Consider the following 23449-nt stretch of genomic DNA (forward strand, 5'->3'; position numbering starts at 1 on the left):
GAAACAAACCAAAAAACTTTAATTGAAGAGTTTGATCATGGCTCAGATTGAACGCTGGCGGCAGGCCTAACACATGCAAGTCGAGCGGTAACAGAAATTAGCTTGCTAATTTGCTGACGAGCGGCGGACGGGTGAGTAATGCCTGGGAATATGCCTTGATGTGGGGGATAACTATTGGAAACGATAGCTAATACCGCATAATGTCTTTGGACCAAAGAGGGGGATCTTCGGACCTCTCGCGTCAAGATTAGCCCAGGTGAGATTAGCTAGTTGGTGGGGTAAGAGCTCACCAAGGCGACGATCTCTAGCTGGTCTGAGAGGATGATCAGCCACACTGGAACTGAGACACGGTCCAGACTCCTACGGGAGGCAGCAGTGGGGAATATTGCACAATGGGCGAAAGCCTGATGCAGCCATGCCGCGTGTATGAAGAAGGCCTTCGGGTTGTAAAGTACTTTCAGTCGTGAGGAAGGGTGTGTAGTTAATAGCTGCATATCTTGACGTTAGCGACAGAAGAAGCACCGGCTAACTCCGTGCCAGCAGCCGCGGTAATACGGAGGGTGCGAGCGTTAATCGGAATTACTGGGCGTAAAGCGCATGCAGGTGGTTCATTAAGTCAGATGTGAAAGCCCGGGGCTCAACCTCGGAACCGCATTTGAAACTGGTGAACTAGAGTGCTGTAGAGGGGGGTAGAATTTCAGGTGTAGCGGTGAAATGCGTAGAGATCTGAAGGAATACCAGTGGCGAAGGCGGCCCCCTGGACAGACACTGACACTCAGATGCGAAAGCGTGGGGAGCAAACAGGATTAGATACCCTGGTAGTCCACGCCGTAAACGATGTCTACTTGGAGGTTGTGGCCTTGAGCCGTGGCTTTCGGAGCTAACGCGTTAAGTAGACCGCCTGGGGAGTACGGTCGCAAGATTAAAACTCAAATGAATTGACGGGGGCCCGCACAAGCGGTGGAGCATGTGGTTTAATTCGATGCAACGCGAAGAACCTTACCTACTCTTGACATCCACAGAAGAGACCAGAGATGGACTTGTGCCTTCGGGAACTGTGAGACAGGTGCTGCATGGCTGTCGTCAGCTCGTGTTGTGAAATGTTGGGTTAAGTCCCGCAACGAGCGCAACCCTTATCCTTGTTTGCCAGCACGTAATGGTGGGAACTCCAGGGAGACTGCCGGTGATAAACCGGAGGAAGGTGGGGACGACGTCAAGTCATCATGGCCCTTACGAGTAGGGCTACACACGTGCTACAATGGCGCATACAGAGGGCTGCAAGCTAGCGATAGTGAGCGAATCCCAAAAAGTGCGTCGTAGTCCGGATCGGAGTCTGCAACTCGACTCCGTGAAGTCGGAATCGCTAGTAATCGTGAATCAGAATGTCACGGTGAATACGTTCCCGGGCCTTGTACACACCGCCCGTCACACCATGGGAGTGGGCTGCAAAAGAAGTGGGTAGTTTAACCTTCGGGAGGACGCTCACCACTTTGTGGTTCATGACTGGGGTGAAGTCGTAACAAGGTAGCCCTAGGGGAACCTGGGGCTGGATCACCTCCTTAAACGATAGATTGCGATTTATGAGTGTTCACACAGATTGATTAGGTTAAAAAATAAAAGAGATGTTATGTGGGGCTATAGCTCAGCTGGGAGAGCGCTTCGCTGGCAGCGAAGAGGTCTGCGGTTCGATCCCGCATAGCTCCACCATTTTTAAGTATTCTCCTTGAGAGTCTTTAAAAATGGTTTATAAACCTTTAACTAGGTTGAAAAACAATTGCTCTTTAACAATTTGGAAAGCTGACTGATTTAACTGACTTACGAGTTAGGTAAATCAAAATTTAAAAGTTCTTAATATCTTTTGTTTATCTTAGATAAACAAACTAAAAACACATTCAAGTGTTCTTGTATTTTGAATCCGGCGAAAAACCAGAACTCGCAATGACGAGTTCAACCTTGGTTGTTTATGCCATACGAAACCTCTTGGGGTTGTATGGTTAAGTGACTAAGCGTACACGGTGGATGCCTTGGCAGTCAGAGGCGATGAAAGACGTATTAACTTGCGATAAGCGTAGATTAGGTAGTAAAAACCATTTGAGTCTACGATTTCTGAATGGGGAAACCCACTAGCATAAGCTAGTATCGCTGCGTGAATACATAGCGCAGCGAGGCAAACCGGGAGAACTGAAACATCTAAGTACCCCGAGGAAGAGAAATCAACCGAGATCCCGAAAGTAGCGGCGAGCGAAATTGGGTTAGCCCTTAAGCTTTTAATGAGACAGGTGAAGGCTCTGGAAAGTGCCGCGATACAAGGTGATAGCCCTGTAACCGACATCTCATCATCAGTGAAAACGAGTAAGGCGGGACACGTGATATCCTGTCTGAATATGGGGGGACCATCCTCCAAGGCTAAATACTACTGACTGACCGATAGTGAACCAGTACCGTGAGGGAAAGGCGAAAAGAACCCCTGTGAGGGGAGTGAAATAGAACCTGAAACCGTGTACGTACAAGCAGTAGGAGCATACTTGTTATGTGACTGCGTACCTTTTGTATAATGGGTCAGCGACTTATATTCAGTGGCAAGGTTAACCGTTTAGGGGAGCCGTAGGGAAACCGAGTCTTAACTGGGCGTTCAGTCTCTGGATATAGACCCGAAACCAAGTGATCTAGCCATGGGCAGGTTGAAGGTTGAGTAACATCAACTGGAGGACCGAACCGACTAATGTTGAAAAATTAGCGGATGACTTGTGGCTAGGGGTGAAAGGCCAATCAAACTTGGAGATAGCTGGTTCTCCCCGAAATCTATTTAGGTAGAGCCTCGGACGAATACTACTGGGGGTAGAGCACTGTTAAGGCTAGGGGGTCATCCCGACTTACCAACCCTTTGCAAACTCCGAATACCAGTAAGTACTATCCGGGAGACACACGGCGGGTGCTAACGTCCGTCGTGGAGAGGGAAACAACCCAGACCGCCAGCTAAGGTCCCAAAGTTATAGCTAAGTGGGAAACGATGTGGGAAGGCTCAGACAGCCAGGATGTTGGCTTAGAAGCAGCCATCATTTAAAGAAAGCGTAATAGCTCACTGGTCGAGTCGGCCTGCGCGGAAGATGTAACGGGGCTAAGCTATACACCGAAGCTGCGGCAGTACAATTTATTGTGCTGGGTAGGGGAGCGTTCTGTAAGCCGTTGAAGGTGGTCTGTAAGGGCTGCTGGAGGTATCAGAAGTGCGAATGCTGACATGAGTAACGATAAAGGGGGTGAAAAACCCCCTCGCCGGAAGACCAAGGGTTCCTGTCCAACGTTAATCGGGGCAGGGTAAGTCGACCCCTAAGGCGAGGCTGAAAAGCGTAGTCGATGGGAAACGGGTTAATATTCCCGTACTTCTTATAATTGCGATGGGGGGACGGAGAAGGCTAGGTAGGCTTGGCGACGGTCGTCCAAGTTCAAGTGCGTAGGCTAAGAGTTTAGGTAAATCCGGACTCTTGTTAGGCTGAGACACGATGTCGAGCATCTACGGATGTGAAGCTATTGATGCCATACTTCCAGGAAAAGCCTCTAAGCTTCAGATTATAAGGAATCGTACCCCAAACCGACACAGGTGGTCGAGTAGAGAATACTAAGGCGCTTGAGAGAACTCGGGTGAAGGAACTAGGCAAAATGGTACCGTAACTTCGGGAGAAGGTACGCTCCTAGCGGTGATGAGACTTGCTCTCTAAGCTGCCGGGAGTCGCAGATACCAGGTGGCTGCAACTGTTTATTAAAAACATAGCACTGTGCTAAATCGTAAGATGACGTATACGGTGTGACGCCTGCCCGGTGCTTGAAGGTTAATTGATGGGGTTAGACTTCGGTCGAAGCTCTTGATCGAAGCCCAAGTAAACGGCGGCCGTAACTATAACGGTCCTAAGGTAGCGAAATTCCTTGTCGGGTAAGTTCCGACCTGCACGAATGGCGTAATGATGGCCACGCTGTCTCCACCCGAGACTCAGTGAAATTGAAATCGCTGTGAAGATGCAGTGTACCCGCGGCTAGACGGAAAGACCCCGTGAACCTTTACTACAGCTTGGCACTGAACATTGACCCTACATGTGTAGGATAGGTGGGAGCCTTTGAAACCAGTACGCTAGTATTGGTGGAGGCAATCTTGAAATACCACCCTTGTATGCTTGATGTTCTAACGTTGGTCCCTTATCGGGATTGCGGACAGTGCCTGGTGGGTAGTTTGACTGGGGCGGTCTCCTCCCAAAGAGTAACGGAGGAGCACGAAGGTGGGCTAAACACGGTTGGACATCGTGTGGTTAGTGCAATGGCATAAGCCCGCTTGACTGCGAGAATGACAATTCGAGCAGGTGCGAAAGCAGGTCATAGTGATCCGGTGGTTCTGAATGGAAGGGCCATCGCTCAACGGATAAAAGGTACTCCGGGGATAACAGGCTGATACCGCCCAAGAGTTCATATCGACGGCGGTGTTTGGCACCTCGATGTCGGCTCATCACATCCTGGGGCTGAAGTCGGTCCCAAGGGTATGGCTGTTCGCCATTTAAAGTGGTACGCGAGCTGGGTTTAGAACGTCGTGAGACAGTTCGGTCCCTATCTGCCGTGGGCGTTGGATGATTGAAAGGGGCTGCTCCTAGTACGAGAGGACCGGAGTGGACGAACCTCTGGTGTTCGGGTTGTTACGCCAGTAGCATTGCCCGGTAGCTAAGTTCGGGATCGATAAACGCTGAAAGCATCTAAGCGTGAAGCGAGCCTTGAGATGAGTCATCCCTGATACTTTAAGTATCCTAAAGGGTTGTTGAAGACTACGACGTTGATAGGCAGGGTGTGTAAGTGCTGCGAGGCATTGAGCTAACCTGTACTAATTGCCCGTGAGGCTTAACCATACAACACCCAAGGGGTTTTGAACGGATTTGAAGTTGCAAGAAACGTATTGAATGTGATTAAGAACGCATACACAGCTTTCCAGATTATTATTTATCTCTTATTGAGGTAGATAGAAAGAATTTGCTTGGCGACCATAGCGTTATGGACCCACCTGATCCCATGCCGAACTCAGAAGTGAAACGTAATAGCGCCGATGGTAGTGTGGGGTTTCCCCATGTGAGAGTAGGACATCGCCAGGCTTGAATTTGAATAAGTGCCCGTTCAATAGAACGGGCTTTTATTTCGCTCCCAGTTTGTCACTGTGAGCCAAGTCAACATAACGTTTTTAAGTCTTTCATAAATAAATGAAAAAGTTGAAAATATTATCTTGACTTTCAAATCAGAAAGCGTATTATACGCAGCCTGAAGCGACGAAGCGGTAACGCTAAGTGGTTGAAAGACAAGCTCTTTAACAATTTAACCAAATCAATCTGTGTGGGCACTTGTGAGTTGATAATCACTAGTTTGCTTTTACTTTTCGAAGTGAATTCAAACAAAAATAATCAATGAACTGAGTGACTACACAAAATTACTTTTATGTAACAATCAGTATTAATCATTGAGCCGGTTTTGTTTCTGCTGAAACAAACCAAAAAACTTTAATTGAAGAGTTTGATCATGGCTCAGATTGAACGCTGGCGGCAGGCCTAACACATGCAAGTCGAGCGGTAACAGAAATTAGCTTGCTAATTTGCTGACGAGCGGCGGACGGGTGAGTAATGCCTGGGAATATGCCTTGATGTGGGGGATAACTATTGGAAACGATAGCTAATACCGCATAATGTCTTCGGACCAAAGAGGGGGATCTTCGGACCTCTCGCGTCAAGATTAGCCCAGGTGAGATTAGCTAGTTGGTGGGGTAAGAGCTCACCAAGGCGACGATCTCTAGCTGGTCTGAGAGGATGATCAGCCACACTGGAACTGAGACACGGTCCAGACTCCTACGGGAGGCAGCAGTGGGGAATATTGCACAATGGGCGAAAGCCTGATGCAGCCATGCCGCGTGTATGAAGAAGGCCTTCGGGTTGTAAAGTACTTTCAGTCGTGAGGAAGGGTGTGTAGTTAATAGCTGCATATCTTGACGTTAGCGACAGAAGAAGCACCGGCTAACTCCGTGCCAGCAGCCGCGGTAATACGGAGGGTGCGAGCGTTAATCGGAATTACTGGGCGTAAAGCGCATGCAGGTGGTTCATTAAGTCAGATGTGAAAGCCCGGGGCTCAACCTCGGAACCGCATTTGAAACTGGTGAACTAGAGTGCTGTAGAGGGGGGTAGAATTTCAGGTGTAGCGGTGAAATGCGTAGAGATCTGAAGGAATACCAGTGGCGAAGGCGGCCCCCTGGACAGACACTGACACTCAGATGCGAAAGCGTGGGGAGCAAACAGGATTAGATACCCTGGTAGTCCACGCCGTAAACGATGTCTACTTGGAGGTTGTGGCCTTGAGCCGTGGCTTTCGGAGCTAACGCGTTAAGTAGACCGCCTGGGGAGTACGGTCGCAAGATTAAAACTCAAATGAATTGACGGGGGCCCGCACAAGCGGTGGAGCATGTGGTTTAATTCGATGCAACGCGAAGAACCTTACCTACTCTTGACATCCACAGAAGAGACCAGAGATGGACTTGTGCCTTCGGGAACTGTGAGACAGGTGCTGCATGGCTGTCGTCAGCTCGTGTTGTGAAATGTTGGGTTAAGTCCCGCAACGAGCGCAACCCTTATCCTTGTTTGCCAGCACGTAATGGTGGGAACTCCAGGGAGACTGCCGGTGATAAACCGGAGGAAGGTGGGGACGACGTCAAGTCATCATGGCCCTTACGAGTAGGGCTACACACGTGCTACAATGGCGCATACAGAGGGCTGCAAGCTAGCGATAGTGAGCGAATCCCAAAAAGTGCGTCGTAGTCCGGATCGGAGTCTGCAACTCGACTCCGTGAAGTCGGAATCGCTAGTAATCGTGAATCAGAATGTCACGGTGAATACGTTCCCGGGCCTTGTACACACCGCCCGTCACACCATGGGAGTGGGCTGCAAAAGAAGTGGGTAGTTTAACCTTCGGGAGGACGCTCACCACTTTGTGGTTCATGACTGGGGTGAAGTCGTAACAAGGTAGCCCTAGGGGAACCTGGGGCTGGATCACCTCCTTAAACGATAGATTACGATTTATGAGTGTTCACACAGATTGATTAGGTTTTAATAAGTTGAAGTGACAGAGCTTTAATTAATGATTTCGATTATTGATTAAAGCTTTTTGCTTTAAGCTCTTTAACAATTTGGAAAGCTGACTGATTTAACTGACTTACGAGTTAGATAAATCAAAATTTAAAAGTTCTTAATATCTTTTGTTTATCTTTTAGATAAACAAATTAAAAACACATTCAAGTGTTCTTGTATTTTGAATCCGGCGAAAAACCAGAACTCGCAATGACGAGTTCAACCTTGGTTGTTTATGCCATACGAAACCTCTTGGGGTTGTATGGTTAAGTGACTAAGCGTACACGGTGGATGCCTTGGCAGTCAGAGGCGATGAAAGACGTATTAACTTGCGATAAGCGTAGATTAGGTAGTAAAAACCATTTGAGTCTACGATTTCTGAATGGGGAAACCCACTAGCATAAGCTAGTATCGCTGCGTGAATACATAGCGCAGCGAGGCAAACCGGGAGAACTGAAACATCTAAGTACCCCGAGGAAGAGAAATCAACCGAGATCCCGAAAGTAGCGGCGAGCGAAATTGGGTTAGCCCTTAAGCTTTTAATGAGACAGGTGAAGGCTCTGGAAAGTGCCGCGATACAAGGTGATAGCCCTGTAACCGACATCTCATCATCAGTGAAAACGAGTAAGGCGGGACACGTGATATCCTGTCTGAATATGGGGGGACCATCCTCCAAGGCTAAATACTACTGACTGACCGATAGTGAACCAGTACCGTGAGGGAAAGGCGAAAAGAACCCCTGTGAGGGGAGTGAAATAGAACCTGAAACCGTGTACGTACAAGCAGTAGGAGCATACTTGTTATGTGACTGCGTACCTTTTGTATAATGGGTCAGCGACTTATATTCAGTGGCAAGGTTAACCGTTTAGGGGAGCCGTAGGGAAACCGAGTCTTAACTGGGCGTTCAGTCTCTGGATATAGACCCGAAACCAAGTGATCTAGCCATGGGCAGGTTGAAGGTTGAGTAACATCAACTGGAGGACCGAACCGACTAATGTTGAAAAATTAGCGGATGACTTGTGGCTAGGGGTGAAAGGCCAATCAAACTTGGAGATAGCTGGTTCTCCCCGAAATCTATTTAGGTAGAGCCTCGGACGAATACTACTGGGGGTAGAGCACTGTTAAGGCTAGGGGGTCATCCCGACTTACCAACCCTTTGCAAACTCCGAATACCAGTAAGTACTATCCGGGAGACACACGGCGGGTGCTAACGTCCGTCGTGGAGAGGGAAACAACCCAGACCGCCAGCTAAGGTCCCAAAGTTATAGCTAAGTGGGAAACGATGTGGGAAGGCTCAGACAGCCAGGATGTTGGCTTAGAAGCAGCCATCATTTAAAGAAAGCGTAATAGCTCACTGGTCGAGTCGGCCTGCGCGGAAGATGTAACGGGGCTAAGCTATACACCGAAGCTGCGGCAGTACAATTTATTGTGCTGGGTAGGGGAGCGTTCTGTAAGCCGTTGAAGGTGGTCTGTAAGGGCTGCTGGAGGTATCAGAAGTGCGAATGCTGACATGAGTAACGATAAAGGGGGTGAAAAACCCCCTCGCCGGAAGACCAAGGGTTCCTGTCCAACGTTAATCGGGGCAGGGTAAGTCGACCCCTAAGGCGAGGCTGAAAAGCGTAGTCGATGGGAAACGGGTTAATATTCCCGTACTTCTTATAATTGCGATGGGGGGACGGAGAAGGCTAGGTAGGCTTGGCGACGGTCGTCCAAGTTCAAGTGCGTAGGCTAAGAGTTTAGGTAAATCCGGACTCTTGTTAGGCTGAGACACGATGTCGAGCACCTACGGGTGTGAAGCTATTGATGCCATACTTCCAGGAAAAGCCTCTAAGCTTCAGATTATAAGGAATCGTACCCCAAACCGACACAGGTGGTCGAGTAGAGAATACTAAGGCGCTTGAGAGAACTCGGGTGAAGGAACTAGGCAAAATGGTACCGTAACTTCGGGAGAAGGTACGCTCCTAGCGGTGATGAGACTTGCTCTCTAAGCTGCCGGGAGTCGCAGATACCAGGTGGCTGCAACTGTTTATTAAAAACATAGCACTGTGCTAAATCGTAAGATGACGTATACGGTGTGACGCCTGCCCGGTGCTTGAAGGTTAATTGATGGGGTTAGACTTCGGTCGAAGCTCTTGATCGAAGCCCAAGTAAACGGCGGCCGTAACTATAACGGTCCTAAGGTAGCGAAATTCCTTGTCGGGTAAGTTCCGACCTGCACGAATGGCGTAATGATGGCCACGCTGTCTCCACCCGAGACTCAGTGAAATTGAAATCGCTGTGAAGATGCAGTGTACCCGCGGCTAGACGGAAAGACCCCGTGAACCTTTACTACAGCTTGGCACTGAACATTGACCCTACATGTGTAGGATAGGTGGGAGCCTTTGAAACCAGTACGCTAGTATTGGTGGAGGCAATCTTGAAATACCACCCTTGTATGCTTGATGTTCTAACGTTGGTCCCTTATCGGGATTGCGGACAGTGCCTGGTGGGTAGTTTGACTGGGGCGGTCTCCTCCCAAAGAGTAACGGAGGAGCACGAAGGTGGGCTAAACACGGTTGGACATCGTGTGGTTAGTGCAATGGCATAAGCCCGCTTGACTGCGAGAATGACAATTCGAGCAGGTGCGAAAGCAGGTCATAGTGATCCGGTGGTTCTGAATGGAAGGGCCATCGCTCAACGGATAAAAGGTACTCCGGGGATAACAGGCTGATACCGCCCAAGAGTTCATATCGACGGCGGTGTTTGGCACCTCGATGTCGGCTCATCACATCCTGGGGCTGAAGTCGGTCCCAAGGGTATGGCTGTTCGCCATTTAAAGTGGTACGCGAGCTGGGTTTAGAACGTCGTGAGACAGTTCGGTCCCTATCTGCCGTGGGCGTTGGATGATTGAAAGGGGCTGCTCCTAGTACGAGAGGACCGGAGTGGACGAACCTCTGGTGTTCGGGTTGTTACGCCAGTAGCATTGCCCGGTAGCTAAGTTCGGGATCGATAAACGCTGAAAGCATCTAAGCGTGAAGCGAGCCTTGAGATGAGTCATCCCTGATACTTTAAGTATCCTAAAGGGTTGTTGAAGACTACGACGTTGATAGGCAGGGTGTGTAAGTGCTGCGAGGCATTGAGCTAACCTGTACTAATTGCCCGTGAGGCTTAACCATACAACACCCAAGGGGTTTTGAACGGATTTGAAGTTGCAAGAAACGTATTGAATGTGATTAAGAACGCATACACAGCTTTCCAGATTATTATTTATCTCTTATTGAGGTAGATAGAAAGAATTTGCTTGGCGACCATAGCGTTATGGACCCACCTGATCCCATGCCGAACTCAGAAGTGAAACGTAATAGCGCCGATGGTAGTGTGGGGTTTCCCCATGTGAGAGTAGGACATCGCCAGGCTTGAATTTGAATAAGTGCCCGTTCAATAGAACGGGCTTTTATTTCGCTCCCAGTTTGTCACTGTGAGCCAAGTCAACATAACGTTTTTAAGTCTTTCATAAATAAATGAAAAAGTTGAAAATATTATCTTGACTTTCAAATCAGAAAGCGTATTATACGCAGCCTGAAGCGACGAAGCGGTAACGCTAAGTGGTTGAAAGACAAGCTCTTTAACAATTTAACCAAATCAATCTGTGTGGGCACTTGTGAGTTGATAATCACTAGTTTGCTTTTACTTTTCGAAGTGAATTCAAACAAAAATAATCAATGAACTGAGTGACTACACAAAATTACTTTTATGTAACAATCAGTATTAATCATTGAGCCGGTTTTGTTTCTGCTGAAACAAACCAAAAAACTTTAATTGAAGAGTTTGATCATGGCTCAGATTGAACGCTGGCGGCAGGCCTAACACATGCAAGTCGAGCGGTAACAGAAATTAGCTTGCTAATTTGCTGACGAGCGGCGGACGGGTGAGTAATGCCTGGGAATATGCCTTGATGTGGGGGATAACTATTGGAAACGATAGCTAATACCGCATAATGTCTTCGGACCAAAGAGGGGGATCTTCGGACCTCTCGCGTCAAGATTAGCCCAGGTGAGATTAGCTAGTTGGTGGGGTAAGAGCTCACCAAGGCGACGATCTCTAGCTGGTCTGAGAGGATGATCAGCCACACTGGAACTGAGACACGGTCCAGACTCCTACGGGAGGCAGCAGTGGGGAATATTGCACAATGGGCGAAAGCCTGATGCAGCCATGCCGCGTGTATGAAGAAGGCCTTCGGGTTGTAAAGTACTTTCAGTCGTGAGGAAGGGTGTGTAGTTAATAGCTGCATATCTTGACGTTAGCGACAGAAGAAGCACCGGCTAACTCCGTGCCAGCAGCCGCGGTAATACGGAGGGTGCGAGCGTTAATCGGAATTACTGGGCGTAAAGCGCATGCAGGTGGTTCATTAAGTCAGATGTGAAAGCCCGGGGCTCAACCTCGGAACCGCATTTGAAACTGGTGAACTAGAGTGCTGTAGAGGGGGGTAGAATTTCAGGTGTAGCGGTGAAATGCGTAGAGATCTGAAGGAATACCAGTGGCGAAGGCGGCCCCCTGGACAGACACTGACACTCAGATGCGAAAGCGTGGGGAGCAAACAGGATTAGATACCCTGGTAGTCCACGCCGTAAACGATGTCTACTTGGAGGTTGTGGCCTTGAGCCGTGGCTTTCGGAGCTAACGCGTTAAGTAGACCGCCTGGGGAGTACGGTCGCAAGATTAAAACTCAAATGAATTGACGGGGGCCCGCACAAGCGGTGGAGCATGTGGTTTAATTCGATGCAACGCGAAGAACCTTACCTACTCTTGACATCCACAGAAGAGACCAGAGATGGACTTGTGCCTTCGGGAACTGTGAGACAGGTGCTGCATGGCTGTCGTCAGCTCGTGTTGTGAAATGTTGGGTTAAGTCCCGCAACGAGCGCAACCCTTATCCTTGTTTGCCAGCACGTAATGGTGGGAACTCCAGGGAGACTGCCGGTGATAAACCGGAGGAAGGTGGGGACGACGTCAAGTCATCATGGCCCTTACGAGTAGGGCTACACACGTGCTACAATGGCGCATACAGAGGGCTGCAAGCTAGCGATAGTGAGCAAATCCCAAAAAGTGCGTCGTAGTCCGGATCGGAGTCTGCAACTCGACTCCGTGAAGTCGGAATCGCTAGTAATCGTGAATCAGAATGTCACGGTGAATACGTTCCCGGGCCTTGTACACACCGCCCGTCACACCATGGGAGTGGGCTGCAAAAGAAGTGGGTAGTTTAACCTTCGGGAGGACGCTCACCACTTTGTGGTTCATGACTGGGGTGAAGTCGTAACAAGGTAGCCCTAGGGGAACCTGGGGCTGGATCACCTCCTTAAACGATAGATTGCGATTTATGAGTGTTCACACAGATTGATTAGGTTTTAATAAGTTGAAGTGACAGAGCTTTAATTAATGATTTCGATTATTGATTAAAGCTTTTTGCTTTAAGCTCTTTAACAATTTGGAAAGCTGACTGATTTAACTGACTTACGAGTTAGATAAATCAAAATTTAAAAGTTCTTAATATCTTTTGTTTATCTTTTAGATAAACAAATTAAAAACACATTCAAGTGTTCTTGTATTTTGAATCCGGCGAAAAACCAGAACTCGCAATGACGAGTTCAACCTTGGTTGTTTATGCCATACGAAACCTCTTGGGGTTGTATGGTTAAGTGACTAAGCGTACACGGTGGATGCCTTGGCAGTCAGAGGCGATGAAAGACGTATTAACTTGCGATAAGCGTAGATTAGGTAGTAAAAACCATTTGAGTCTACGATTTCTGAATGGGGAAACCCACTAGCATAAGCTAGTATCGCTGCGTGAATACATAGCGCAGCGAGGCAAACCGGGAGAACTGAAACATCTAAGTACCCCGAGGAAGAGAAATCAACCGAGATCCCGAAAGTAGCGGCGAGCGAAATTGGGTTAGCCCTTAAGCTTTTAATGAGACAGGTGAAGGCTCTGGAAAGTGCCGCGATACAAGGTGATAGCCCTGTAACCGACATCTCATCATCAGTGAAAACGAGTAAGGCGGGACACGTGATATCCTGTCTGAATATGGGGGGACCATCCTCCAAGGCTAAATACTACTGACTGACCGATAGTGAACCAGTACCGTGAGGGAAAGGCGAAAAGAACCCCTGTGAGGGGAGTGAAATAGAACCTGAAACCGTGTACGTACAAGCAGTAGGAGCATACTTGTTATGTGACTGCGTACCTTTTGTATAATGGGTCAGCGACTTATATTCAGTGGCAAGGTTAACCGTTTAGGGGAGCCGTAGGGAAACCGAGTCTTAACTGGGCGTTCAGTCTCTGGATATAGACCCGAAACCAAGTGATCTAGCCATGGGCAGGTTGAAGGTTGAGTAACATCAACTGGAGGACCGAACCGACTAATGTTGAAAAATTAGCGGATGACTTGTGGCTAGGGGTGAAAGGCCAATCAAACTTGGAGATAGCTGGTTCTCCCCGAAATCTATTTAGGTAGAGCCTCGGACGAATACTACTGGGGGTAGAGCACTGTTAAGGCTAGGGGGTCATCCCGACTTACCAACCCTTTGCAAACTCCGAATACCAGTAAGTACTATCCGGGAGACACACGGCGGGTGCTAACGTCCGTCGTGGAGAGGGAAACAACCCAGACCGCCAGCTAAGGTCCCAAAGTTATAGCTAAGTGGGAAACGATGTGGGAAGGCTCAGACAGCCAGGATGTTGGCTTAGAAGCAGCCATCATTTAAAGAAAGCGTAATAGCTCACTGGTCGAGTCGGCCTGCGCGGAAGATGTAACGGGGCTAAGCTATACACCGAAGCTGCGGCAGTACAATTTATTGTGCTGGGTAGGGGAGCGTTCTGTAAGCCGTTGAAGGTGGTCTGTAAGGGCTGCTGGAGGTATCAGAAGTGCGAATGCTGACATGAGTAACGATAAAGGGGGTGAAAAACCCCCTCGCCGGAAGACCAAGGGTTCCTGTCCAACGTTAATCGGGGCAGGGTAAGTCGACCCCTAAGGCGAGGCTGAAAAGCGTAGTCGATGGGAAACGGGTTAATATTCCCGTACTTCTTATAATTGCGATGGGGGGACGGAGAAGGCTAGGTAGGCTTGGCGACGGTCGTCCAAGTTCAAGTGCGTAGGCTAAGAGTTTAGGTAAATCCGGACTCTTGTTAGGCTGAGACACGATGTCGAGCACCTACGGGTGTGAAGCTATTGATGCCATACTTCCAGGAAAAGCCTCTAAGCTTCAGATTATAAGGAATCGTACCCCAAACCGACACAGGTGGTCGAGTAGAGAATACTAAGGCGCTTGAGAGAACTCGGGTGAAGGAACTAGGCAAAATGGTACCGTAACTTCGGGAGAAGGTACGCTCCTAGCGGTGATGAGACTTGCTCTCTAAGCTGCCGGGAGTCGCAGATACCAGGTGGCTGCAACTGTTTATTAAAAACATAGCACTGTGCTAAATCGTAAGATGACGTATACGGTGTGACGCCTGCCCGGTGCTTGAAGGTTAATTGATGGGGTTAGACTTCGGTCGAAGCTCTTGATCGAAGCCCAAGTAAACGGCGGCCGTAACTATAACGGTCCTAAGGTAGCGAAATTCCTTGTCGGGTAAGTTCCGACCTGCACGAATGGCGTAATGATGGCCACGCTGTCTCCACCCGAGACTCAGTGAAATTGAAATCGCTGTGAAGATGCAGTGTACCCGCGGCTAGACGGAAAGACCCCGTGAACCTTTACTACAGCTTGGCACTGAACATTGACCCTACATGTGTAGGATAGGTGGGAGCCTTTGAAACCAGTACGCTAGTATTGGTGGAGGCAATCTTGAAATACCACCCTTGTATGCTTGATGTTCTAACGTTGGTCCCTTATCGGGATTGCGGACAGTGCCTGGTGGGTAGTTTGACTGGGGCGGTCTCCTCCCAAAGAGTAACGGAGGAGCACGAAGGTGGGCTAAACACGGTTGGACATCGTGTGGTTAGTGCAATGGCATAAGCCCGCTTGACTGCGAGAATGACAATTCGAGCAGGTGCGAAAGCAGGTCATAGTGATCCGGTGGTTCTGAATGGAAGGGCCATCGCTCAACGGATAAAAGGTACTCCGGGGATAACAGGCTGATACCGCCCAAGAGTTCATATCGACGGCGGTGTTTGGCACCTCGATGTCGGCTCATCACATCCTGGGGCTGAAGTCGGTCCCAAGGGTATGGCTGTTCGCCATTTAAAGTGGTACGCGAGCTGGGTTTAGAACGTCGTGAGACAGTTCGGTCCCTATCTGCCGTGGGCGTTGGATGATTGAAAGGGGCTGCTCCTAGTACGAGAGGACCGGAGTGGACGAACCTCTGGTGTTCGGGTTGTTACGCCAGTAGCATTGCCCGGTAGCTAAGTTCGGGATCGATAAACGCTGAAAGCATCTAAGCGTGAAGCGAGCCTTGAGATGAGTCATCCCTGATACTTTAAGTATCCTAAAGGGTTGTTGAAGACTACGACGTTGATAGGCAGGGTGTGTAAGTGCTGCGAGGCATTGAGCTAACCTGTACTAATTGCCCGTGAGGCTTAACCATACAACACCCAAGGGGTTTTGAACGGATTTGAAGTTGCAAGAAACGTATTGAATGTGATTAAGAACGCATACACAGCTTTCCAGATTATTATTTATCTCTTATTGAGGTAGATAGAAAGAATTTGCTTGGCGACCATAGCGTTATGGACCCACCTGATCCCATGCCGAACTCAGAAGTGAAACGTAATAGCGCCGATGGTAGTTTGGGGTTTCCCCATGTGAGAGTAGGACATCGCCAGGCTTGAATTTAGTTTTTATCTTTTTTAAAGATAAAGATAAAAATAAAATAAAACATATTATGTTTTATTTAAGTAATAGCATTATGCTGAATAGACACTGCGGAGTGGTAGTTCAGTTGGTTAGAATACCGGCCTGTCACGCCGGGGGTCGCGGGTTCGAGTCCCGTCCACTCCGCCACTATACCAAGAAAGCCCTAATCGAAAGATTAGGGCTTTTTTACGTCTATCTAAAAGTAAAATGATGCGGAATAGATACTGCGGAATGATAGTTTAGTTGGTTAGGCTTTCTATTGGAGAGCTTAGCGGCCAGTCACTCCAGGGGACGTGCCGCTCTCAAGGTTAATAGAAAGTCCCGTCCACTCCGCCACTATTTACGTCTATCTAAAAGTAAAATAATGCAGAATAGACACTGCGAAGTAGCAGTTCAGTTGATTAGGCTTTCTATTGGGGATCTTAACGGTAAGTTACGAGTGGAGTATATCGCTACAGAGAGGCTAGAAAGTCCTGTCAACGATAGAGGAAATAAGTTTAAGCTAAATAGTACCAATACTTAATAAGGTATGAGGGAATCAGATTAATGGGTGTTATTAGTGATATAAAAAATGGAGATACATAAGATGCATCTCCATTAAGTAATATATGACGAAAAAGATTAAGTATCTTTTTCTAATTTCTTTGCTTTTTCAATCATTGTTGTAATGGTAGAGCCTTGAACCAAAATAGAGAAAACAACAACAGAATAAGTCATGACGAGGATGATTTCTCTTACATCTATATTCTTATCTGGGATGATGATAATGCCCGATGGGATAGCCAGAGCCATCGCTAAAGCCAATCCTCCTCTAAGACCACCCCACGTTAAGATATTAACGGATAATGGATTATAAGTTCTGAATCGTTTAAAACCAATGTACGAGACGAAAACACTTAAATAACGACTTGCTAATACCAGCGGAATAGAAATAGCCATTAATATCCAATCTTCTTGATGGAATTGGAATAGTAGCATCGACATACCAATAAGAAGAAATAACACGCCATTTAAGAACTCATCAACAAGTTCCCAGAAATGATCTAAATGATCTTCACTCTCTTTTGAAAACCCAATATAACGGGTCCAGTTACCGATCATGATACCCGATACAACCATAGCTAAAGGACCTGAAACATGGATAACTTCAGCAAAAGCATAACCTGATGTAGGGATACCGATGGTTAATAATAACTCCATTGAATGATCATTAGTTGAACTTATGAGGTAATGGAAAATTAAACCCAGAAGGAAACCGTAGATAATACCGCCAATAGCTTCCTGTAAAAACAGTGCCGTTACACTACCAATTGTTGGTGTTTCTGAACCAAAAGCAATGGTAAATAATGTAACGAAAATAACTAAACCAAAACCATCGTTGAATAGTGATTCACCTTCGATTTGGGTAGAAATACGTTGTGGGGCATTCAGTTTTTTTACTATAGCAAGCACGGCAATAGGATCGGTTGGAGAGATAAGTGAGCCAAATAGTAAGCAGTAGATTAAATCAAGATTAATACCGATTAGATTACATATACCCCATAGAGCAAAACCAATAAAGAACGTTGAGAATAAGGTCGCACCTAATGCAAGTACGGTTATTTCCCATTTTTGATCTTTAAGGTTTTGAAGTTTGATCCCTAACCCACCAGCAAACAATAAGAAGCCTAATATTCCCTTCAATAGAAAATCTTCAAAATTTATCTCTGTTAAGGTTTCTGTAGCCACTTCTCTAAGGTTAAACCAATCATTTTGACCAGCGATAATGATCCCAAGCGATAGCATCATTGAACCTGCGGTGATCGCGATTGTTGTTTGCATCTTTCCTATTTTGCTATTAAAAAAAGCAATTAGCATAGCAGCCGCTGCTAAAAAGCAGAGTGTGTTATACACAGACATTGTTTAACCTCTATATATGTTATTTGTGTAACAAAATGTGATAGAGGTCATTTTCCACTCAAATTGATAAATATCAAACTTTATTTCGAATTTGTGAAAATAAAAACATTTTGGACGTCTAGATTTCTATTAGATGTGTGATAGGATTGTAACAGAAACGTATTATGGATGAGGCAGTACCGTGGCAGGAAGCAATAAGAAAACTGAAATAGAAAAGCAGCTTCTGGAACGTATACTTTTAATTGATGGTGGTATGGGTACCATGATCCAAGAGTATAAGTTTGAAGAACAAGATTATCGTGGAGAGCGCTTTAGTGATTGGCATTGTGACTTAAAAGGTAACAATGATCTTCTAGTGCTTTCTCGTCCTCAAATTATCAGAGATATTCATTCCGCTTATTTAGAAGCGGGTGCCGATATCCTAGAAACGAACACCTTTAACTCAACAACGATCGCAATGGCTGACTATGATATGGAAAGTCTGAGCGAAGAAATGAACTTCGAAGCGGCTAGGCTAGCAAGAGAAGTAGCAGATGAATGGACATTAAAAACGCCTCATAAACCACGTTATGTTGCTGGTGTTTTAGGCCCGACGAACCGAACGTGTTCTATTTCTCCGGATGTGAATGACCCTGGTTATCGAAATGTATCTTTCGATGAATTAGTCGAAGCCTACTCAGAATCAACTCGTGCCTTGATTAAAGGTGGTTCTGATTTAATCCTTATCGAAACTATCTTTGATACCTTGAATGCAAAAGCCTGTTCTTTTGCTGTCGAATCTGTTTTTGAAGAAATGGGTATCATATTACCGGTAATGATTTCTGGTACGATAACTGATGCATCAGGACGTACGCTTTCAGGTCAAACAACAGAAGCGTTCTATAATGCTTTACGTCATGTTAAACCAATCTCATTTGGTTTGAACTGTGCTTTGGGGCCTGATGAGTTACGTGAGTATGTAAGTGAGCTATCTCGTATTTCAGAATGCAGTGTGTCTGCGCACCCTAACGCCGGTTTACCTAATGCCTTCGGTGAGTATGATCTTTCTCCAGAAGAAATGGCAGAGCATGTAAAGGAATGGGCTGAAAGTGGTTTCTTAAATTTGATCGGTGGCTGTTGTGGCACGACCCCTGAACATATCCGCCAAATGGCACAAGTGGTTGAAGGTGTTAAGCCTCGTCAATTACCAATCCTTCCAGTTGCTTGTCGTTTATCAGGTCTAGAGCCATTAACGATTGAGAAAGACTCTCTTTTTGTAAACGTTGGTGAAAGAACCAATGTTACTGGCTCGGCTCGCTTTAAACGTTTAATTAAAGAAGAGTTATATGATGAAGCATTGAGTGTTGCTCGTGAGCAAGTAGAAAACGGCGCTCAAATCATCGATATCAACATGGATGAAGGCATGCTTGATGCTGAAGCGTGTATGGTTAAATTCTTAAACCTATGTGCTTCAGAGCCAGAGATATCCAAAGTACCGGTGATGGTTGATTCTTCTAAGTGGGAAGTAATTGAAGCGGGTCTTAAATGTATTCAAGGTAAGGGTATTGTAAACTCAATATCCCTTAAAGAAGGTAAAGAAAAATTCTTACAACAAGCTAAGCTAATCCGTCGCTATGGTGCGGCTGTAATTGTGATGGCTTTTGATGAAGTAGGCCAAGCGGATACGCGTGAGCGAAAAATAGAAATATGTACTAACGCTTATAACATCTTAGTGGATGAAATTGGTTTCCCACCAGAAGACATTATTTTTGACCCAAACATCTTTGCTGTTGCAACAGGGATTGATGAACATAACAACTACGCTGTTGATTTCATTGAAGCCGTTGCTGATATAAAAAGAACGCTTCCCCATGCCATGATTTCAGGTGGCGTATCTAATGTGTCATTCTCATTCCGAGGTAATAATTACGTACGTGAAGCTATTCACGCCGTGTTCTTATATCACTGTTTTAAGAACGGTATGGATATGGGTATCGTAAATGCAGGCCAATTAGAAATTTACGATAATGTACCTGAAGATTTACGCGAAGCGGTAGAAGATGTCGTACTTAACCGTCGTGATGATTCAACAGAACGCTTACTTGATATGGCAACAGAATATCTAGAACGAGCGGTCGGAAAGGTTGAAGATAAATCGGCTTTAGAATGGAGAACATGGTCGGTAGAAAAACGCCTTGAACATTCTTTAGTTAAGGGAATTACAGATTTCATTGTTGAAGATACTGAAGAAGCTCGAGTTAATGCCTCTCGTCCTATTGAAGTGATCGAAGGTCCTTTAATGGACGGCATGAACGTAGTAGGTGATCTATTTGGTGAAGGGAAAATGTTTCTTCCTCAAGTAGTAAAGTCAGCACGAGTGATGAAACAAGCCGTAGCGCATTTAGAACCTTTTATTAATGCAACTAAAGACGTCGGTTCAACCAATGGCAAAATCTTATTAGCAACGGTGAAAGGTGATGTTCACGATATAGGTAAGAATATCGTTGGGGTTGTTCTTCAATGTAATAACTATGAAATCATAGATCTTGGCGTGATGGTTTCTTGTGAGAAAATTCTAAAAGTAGCGAAAGAAGAGAATGTCGATATTATAGGACTTTCTGGTCTTATAACGCCATCACTTGATGAGATGGTTCATGTCGCTAAAGAGATGGAACGTCAAGGATTTGATTTACCACTTTTAATTGGTGGGGCAACGACTTCTAAAGCGCATACAGCGGTGAAAATTGAGCAAAACTACTCTCAACCTGTAGTTTATGTTAATAACGCTTCTCGTGCGGTTGGTGTTTGTACGTCATTGCTTTCTAATGAATTGAAACCAGCATTTATTGAGAAGTTGGATTTAGATTACGAGCGTGTGCGCGATCAACATAGCCGTAAAACACCACGAACGAAACCTGTTTCACTAGCAAGAGCACGAGCAAACAAAGTCGATATTGATTGGATAAACTACACGCCTCCTGCACCTGTAAAGCCGGGTGTGCATATTATTGATGATATGAATGTTGCGACGTTACGCCAATATATTGATTGGACACCTTTCTTTATGACATGGTCTTTAATGGGCAAATATCCTGTAATTCTAGATCATGAAGAAGTGGGTGAAGAAGCGAAGCGTTTATATAAAGACGCGAATGATTTGTTGGATCGTGTAGAAAAAGAAGGTTTACTAAAAGCGCGAGGAATGTGTGCTCTTTTCCCTGCTAACAGTGTTGATGATGATATTGAAGTGTATACCGATGAATCACGTACTGAGGTATTGAAAGTTCTACATAACTTACGCCAACAAACAGAAAAGCCAAAAGGGTTTAACTATTGTCTATCTGATTATATCGCGCCGAAAAAGAGCGGAAAATCCGATTGGATAGGTGGATTTGCTGTTACTGGTGGTATTGGTGAGCGAGAGCTTGCTGATGATTATAAAGCCAAAGGTGATGATTATAATGCCATTATGATCCAAGCGGTTGCTGACCGTTTAGCTGAAGCGTTTGCCGAGTATCTGCATAAAGAAGTACGTAAAGATATTTGGGGTTATTCTCCAGATGAAGACCTTTCAAATGATGATCTGATCCGTGAAAAATATCAAGGTATTCGCCCTGCACCTGGATACCCAGCTTGTCCTGAGCATACAGAGAAAGGAACATTGTGGGAGTTGATGGATGTTGAAGAAGCAATAGGAATGTCGTTGACTTCTAGTTACGCTATGTGGCCAGGGGCATCAGTTTCGGGTATGTATTTCTCACACCCAGATTCTCGTTATTTTGCTATTGCTCAGATCCAAAAAGATCAAGCGGAGAGTTATGCAGAGAGAAAAGGGTGGGATATGTTAGAAACTGAAAAGTGGTTAGGGCCAAATCTAAACTAATATCTTTTTTATAATAAAAATTAAAAATCCCATTAATAATCAATTAATGGGATTTTTTAGTTTAGAGGTTTAAACGTAATTTTTTATTTTTCAAATAGCTCTTTATGTAGAACTTGAACCGCACGTTTGGATTCAGATTCATGCAACAAGAAACATAAATTATGCTGGCTTGCTCCGTAACAAATCATACGTAGATTGAAGTCTTCTAAAGCTCCAAACACTTGCTTAGCATATCCTTTTGAGTCACTCATTTGATTACCAATAAGAGCAATTAGACATAGATTGTTTTCAATTTCTACTGTGCATAGTTTTTCTAATTCTTGTTGGGCTTCAAAAGGCAATTCTGGCGCTTTACCATTGGTATTAGTTTGATCAAGAGTAAGAGCGACACTGACTTCAGAGGTTGTAATTAAATCGACTGAAATCTGATATTTAGCTAAAATTTTAAATACTTCAGCTAGAAAACCATAAGCATGGAACATGTTTGGACTATGTAATGTCACCATCGTTTGATTGCAACGTAAGGTTAGCGCTCTAAACAATGGAGAGCTATCTACTTTTTGTTTTATCCACGTACCGCCTTTTTCTGGTTCTTTTGATGAACCAACAAACACAGGAATTTGATGACGTAGAGCTGGTAATAGTGTTGATGGGTGTAAAATTTTAGCACCATAGTTTGCCATCTCTGAAGCTTCACTAAAGCTAATTTCTGGGATTGGAGATGCAGCAGGTGCAATGCGAGGGTCGGTAGTATAAATACCAGGAACATCAGTCCAAATTTCTAATCCACAAGCATTTACAGATTCAGCTATCAATGCCGCACTATAATCACTGCCACCTCGACCTAATGTCGTTGTATTTCCTTCATTATCAGACCCAATAAAGCCCTGTGTAACGACAATATGCTTCTGGCAAAGAGGAGCGAGTTTAGCTTGAGCTAGTTGAGATATTTCTTCAAGTTGTGGCTCGCCTTTACCAAATTGTGCATCGGTGCGAAGAACGGTTCTGATATCAAAGCGGACGGCAGAGTTACCGCGTTCAATTAATAGTTGAGTAAATAGGTGAGTTGACATGAGCTCACCGCAAGAAACAAGATGATCAGTGAGTTTATCACTTGATTGAAATGAAGCTGCATCGGCCGTTTTTTTTATTTCTTCAAGGATTTCAAGAATAGCTTGCTCTGGATAAATAGGATCAGAGAGTTGATCTAATACAGAAAAGTGAATTGATTTTAACTCTTCAAAAATATCTTTTTTTCTTTGGTTATCTTGTACACCGTTAGCGAGCTCTACCAATAAATTAGTAACGCCAGAACAAGCACTGATAACCACAAGGTGAGTTTTTTGATTTTGCTCGATAACATGAGCGCTGCGGCTCATTGCTTCGAAATTGGCAACGCTAGTGCCACCAAATTTAGCAACATTAATAGGGTTCACTTTCCTGTCTCCCGACTACATCCAATGTGTAAAATAATGGTGAAGGGGTGATAGCAAGAAATAAATAGTTGCTAGAAGCCCTTCACTTAAAAAATAAGTGACAATCGTTAGGATTCAGCCTAAACGACCGACGAATTTTTCCCAATAAAGTTCGTCTCGGCATTACTCTCCCTCACTTAGTTGACTAGGAGTTTGGACTCCACAAATTAAGCTACCTAGGTAATGCTCCTCTTCTTTATGTATTTCAAGGAACAAAATACGTATTAATAATGTGCTTTTTTATGGCTCAA

Annotated in this window: 3 protein-coding genes, 2 tRNA genes, 9 rRNA genes and 1 riboswitch; of the genes, 12 read left to right on the forward strand and 2 right to left on the reverse strand. The window is 45.6% G+C overall.

What is annotated here, in order from left to right; all coding sequences use genetic code 11:
• The first annotated feature begins 19 nt into the window (after positions 1-19).
• From AC2INI_RS01535 to AC2INI_RS01585, 11 genes are all read left to right on the forward strand, one after another.
• Positions 20-1562 (forward strand): 16S ribosomal RNA (locus AC2INI_RS01535).
• Between the two features lie 69 nt (positions 1563-1631).
• Positions 1632-1707: transfer RNA gene (locus tag AC2INI_RS01540), tRNA-Ala, on the forward strand.
• 285 nt (positions 1708-1992) lie between these two features.
• A 23S ribosomal RNA gene (locus AC2INI_RS01545) occupies positions 1993-4883 on the forward strand.
• 124 nt (positions 4884-5007) lie between these two features.
• Positions 5008-5123 (forward strand): 5S ribosomal RNA (rrf, locus tag AC2INI_RS01550).
• A 400-nt stretch (positions 5124-5523) separates the two neighbouring features.
• A 16S ribosomal RNA gene (locus AC2INI_RS01555) occupies positions 5524-7066 on the forward strand.
• A 331-nt stretch (positions 7067-7397) separates the two neighbouring features.
• Positions 7398-10288: ribosomal RNA gene (locus AC2INI_RS01560) — 23S ribosomal RNA — on the forward strand.
• A 124-nt stretch (positions 10289-10412) separates the two neighbouring features.
• A 5S ribosomal RNA gene (rrf, locus tag AC2INI_RS01565) occupies positions 10413-10528 on the forward strand.
• 400 nt (positions 10529-10928) lie between these two features.
• A 16S ribosomal RNA gene (locus tag AC2INI_RS01570) occupies positions 10929-12471 on the forward strand.
• A gap of 331 nt (positions 12472-12802) precedes the next feature.
• A 23S ribosomal RNA gene (locus AC2INI_RS01575) occupies positions 12803-15693 on the forward strand.
• A gap of 124 nt (positions 15694-15817) precedes the next feature.
• Positions 15818-15933 (forward strand): 5S ribosomal RNA (rrf, locus tag AC2INI_RS01580).
• Together the 16S, 23S and 5S rRNA genes with 2 tRNA genes alongside form the textbook arrangement of a ribosomal RNA operon.
• A 99-nt stretch (positions 15934-16032) precedes the next feature.
• Positions 16033-16109, forward strand: a tRNA-Asp gene (locus tag AC2INI_RS01585).
• 474 nt (positions 16110-16583) lie between these two features.
• Here the strand turns inward: AC2INI_RS01585 and AC2INI_RS01590 are convergent.
• Positions 16584-17861: a cation:proton antiporter gene (locus AC2INI_RS01590; protein WP_486305208.1), complete on the reverse strand. Its 1278-nt coding sequence runs from the start codon at positions 17859-17861 to the stop codon at positions 16584-16586.
• Between the two features lie 181 nt (positions 17862-18042).
• Between AC2INI_RS01590 and metH the strand changes: the two genes are divergently transcribed.
• Positions 18043-21723: a methionine synthase gene (metH, locus tag AC2INI_RS01595; RefSeq protein WP_486305209.1), complete on the forward strand. Its 3681-nt coding sequence runs from the start codon at positions 18043-18045 to the stop codon at positions 21721-21723.
• An 83-nt stretch (positions 21724-21806) separates the two neighbouring features.
• Here metH and lysC read toward each other — a convergent pair whose 3' ends face one another.
• Complete coding sequence (gene lysC, locus AC2INI_RS01600) at positions 21807-23159, reverse strand: lysine-sensitive aspartokinase 3 (RefSeq protein WP_122036532.1); 1353 nt, start codon at positions 23157-23159, stop codon at positions 21807-21809.
• Between the two features lie 67 nt (positions 23160-23226).
• Positions 23227-23400, reverse strand: a riboswitch (Lysine riboswitch).
• Positions 23401-23449: the final 49 nt, after the last annotated feature.

The sequence above is a fragment of the Aliivibrio friggae genome, from assembly GCF_057368515.1.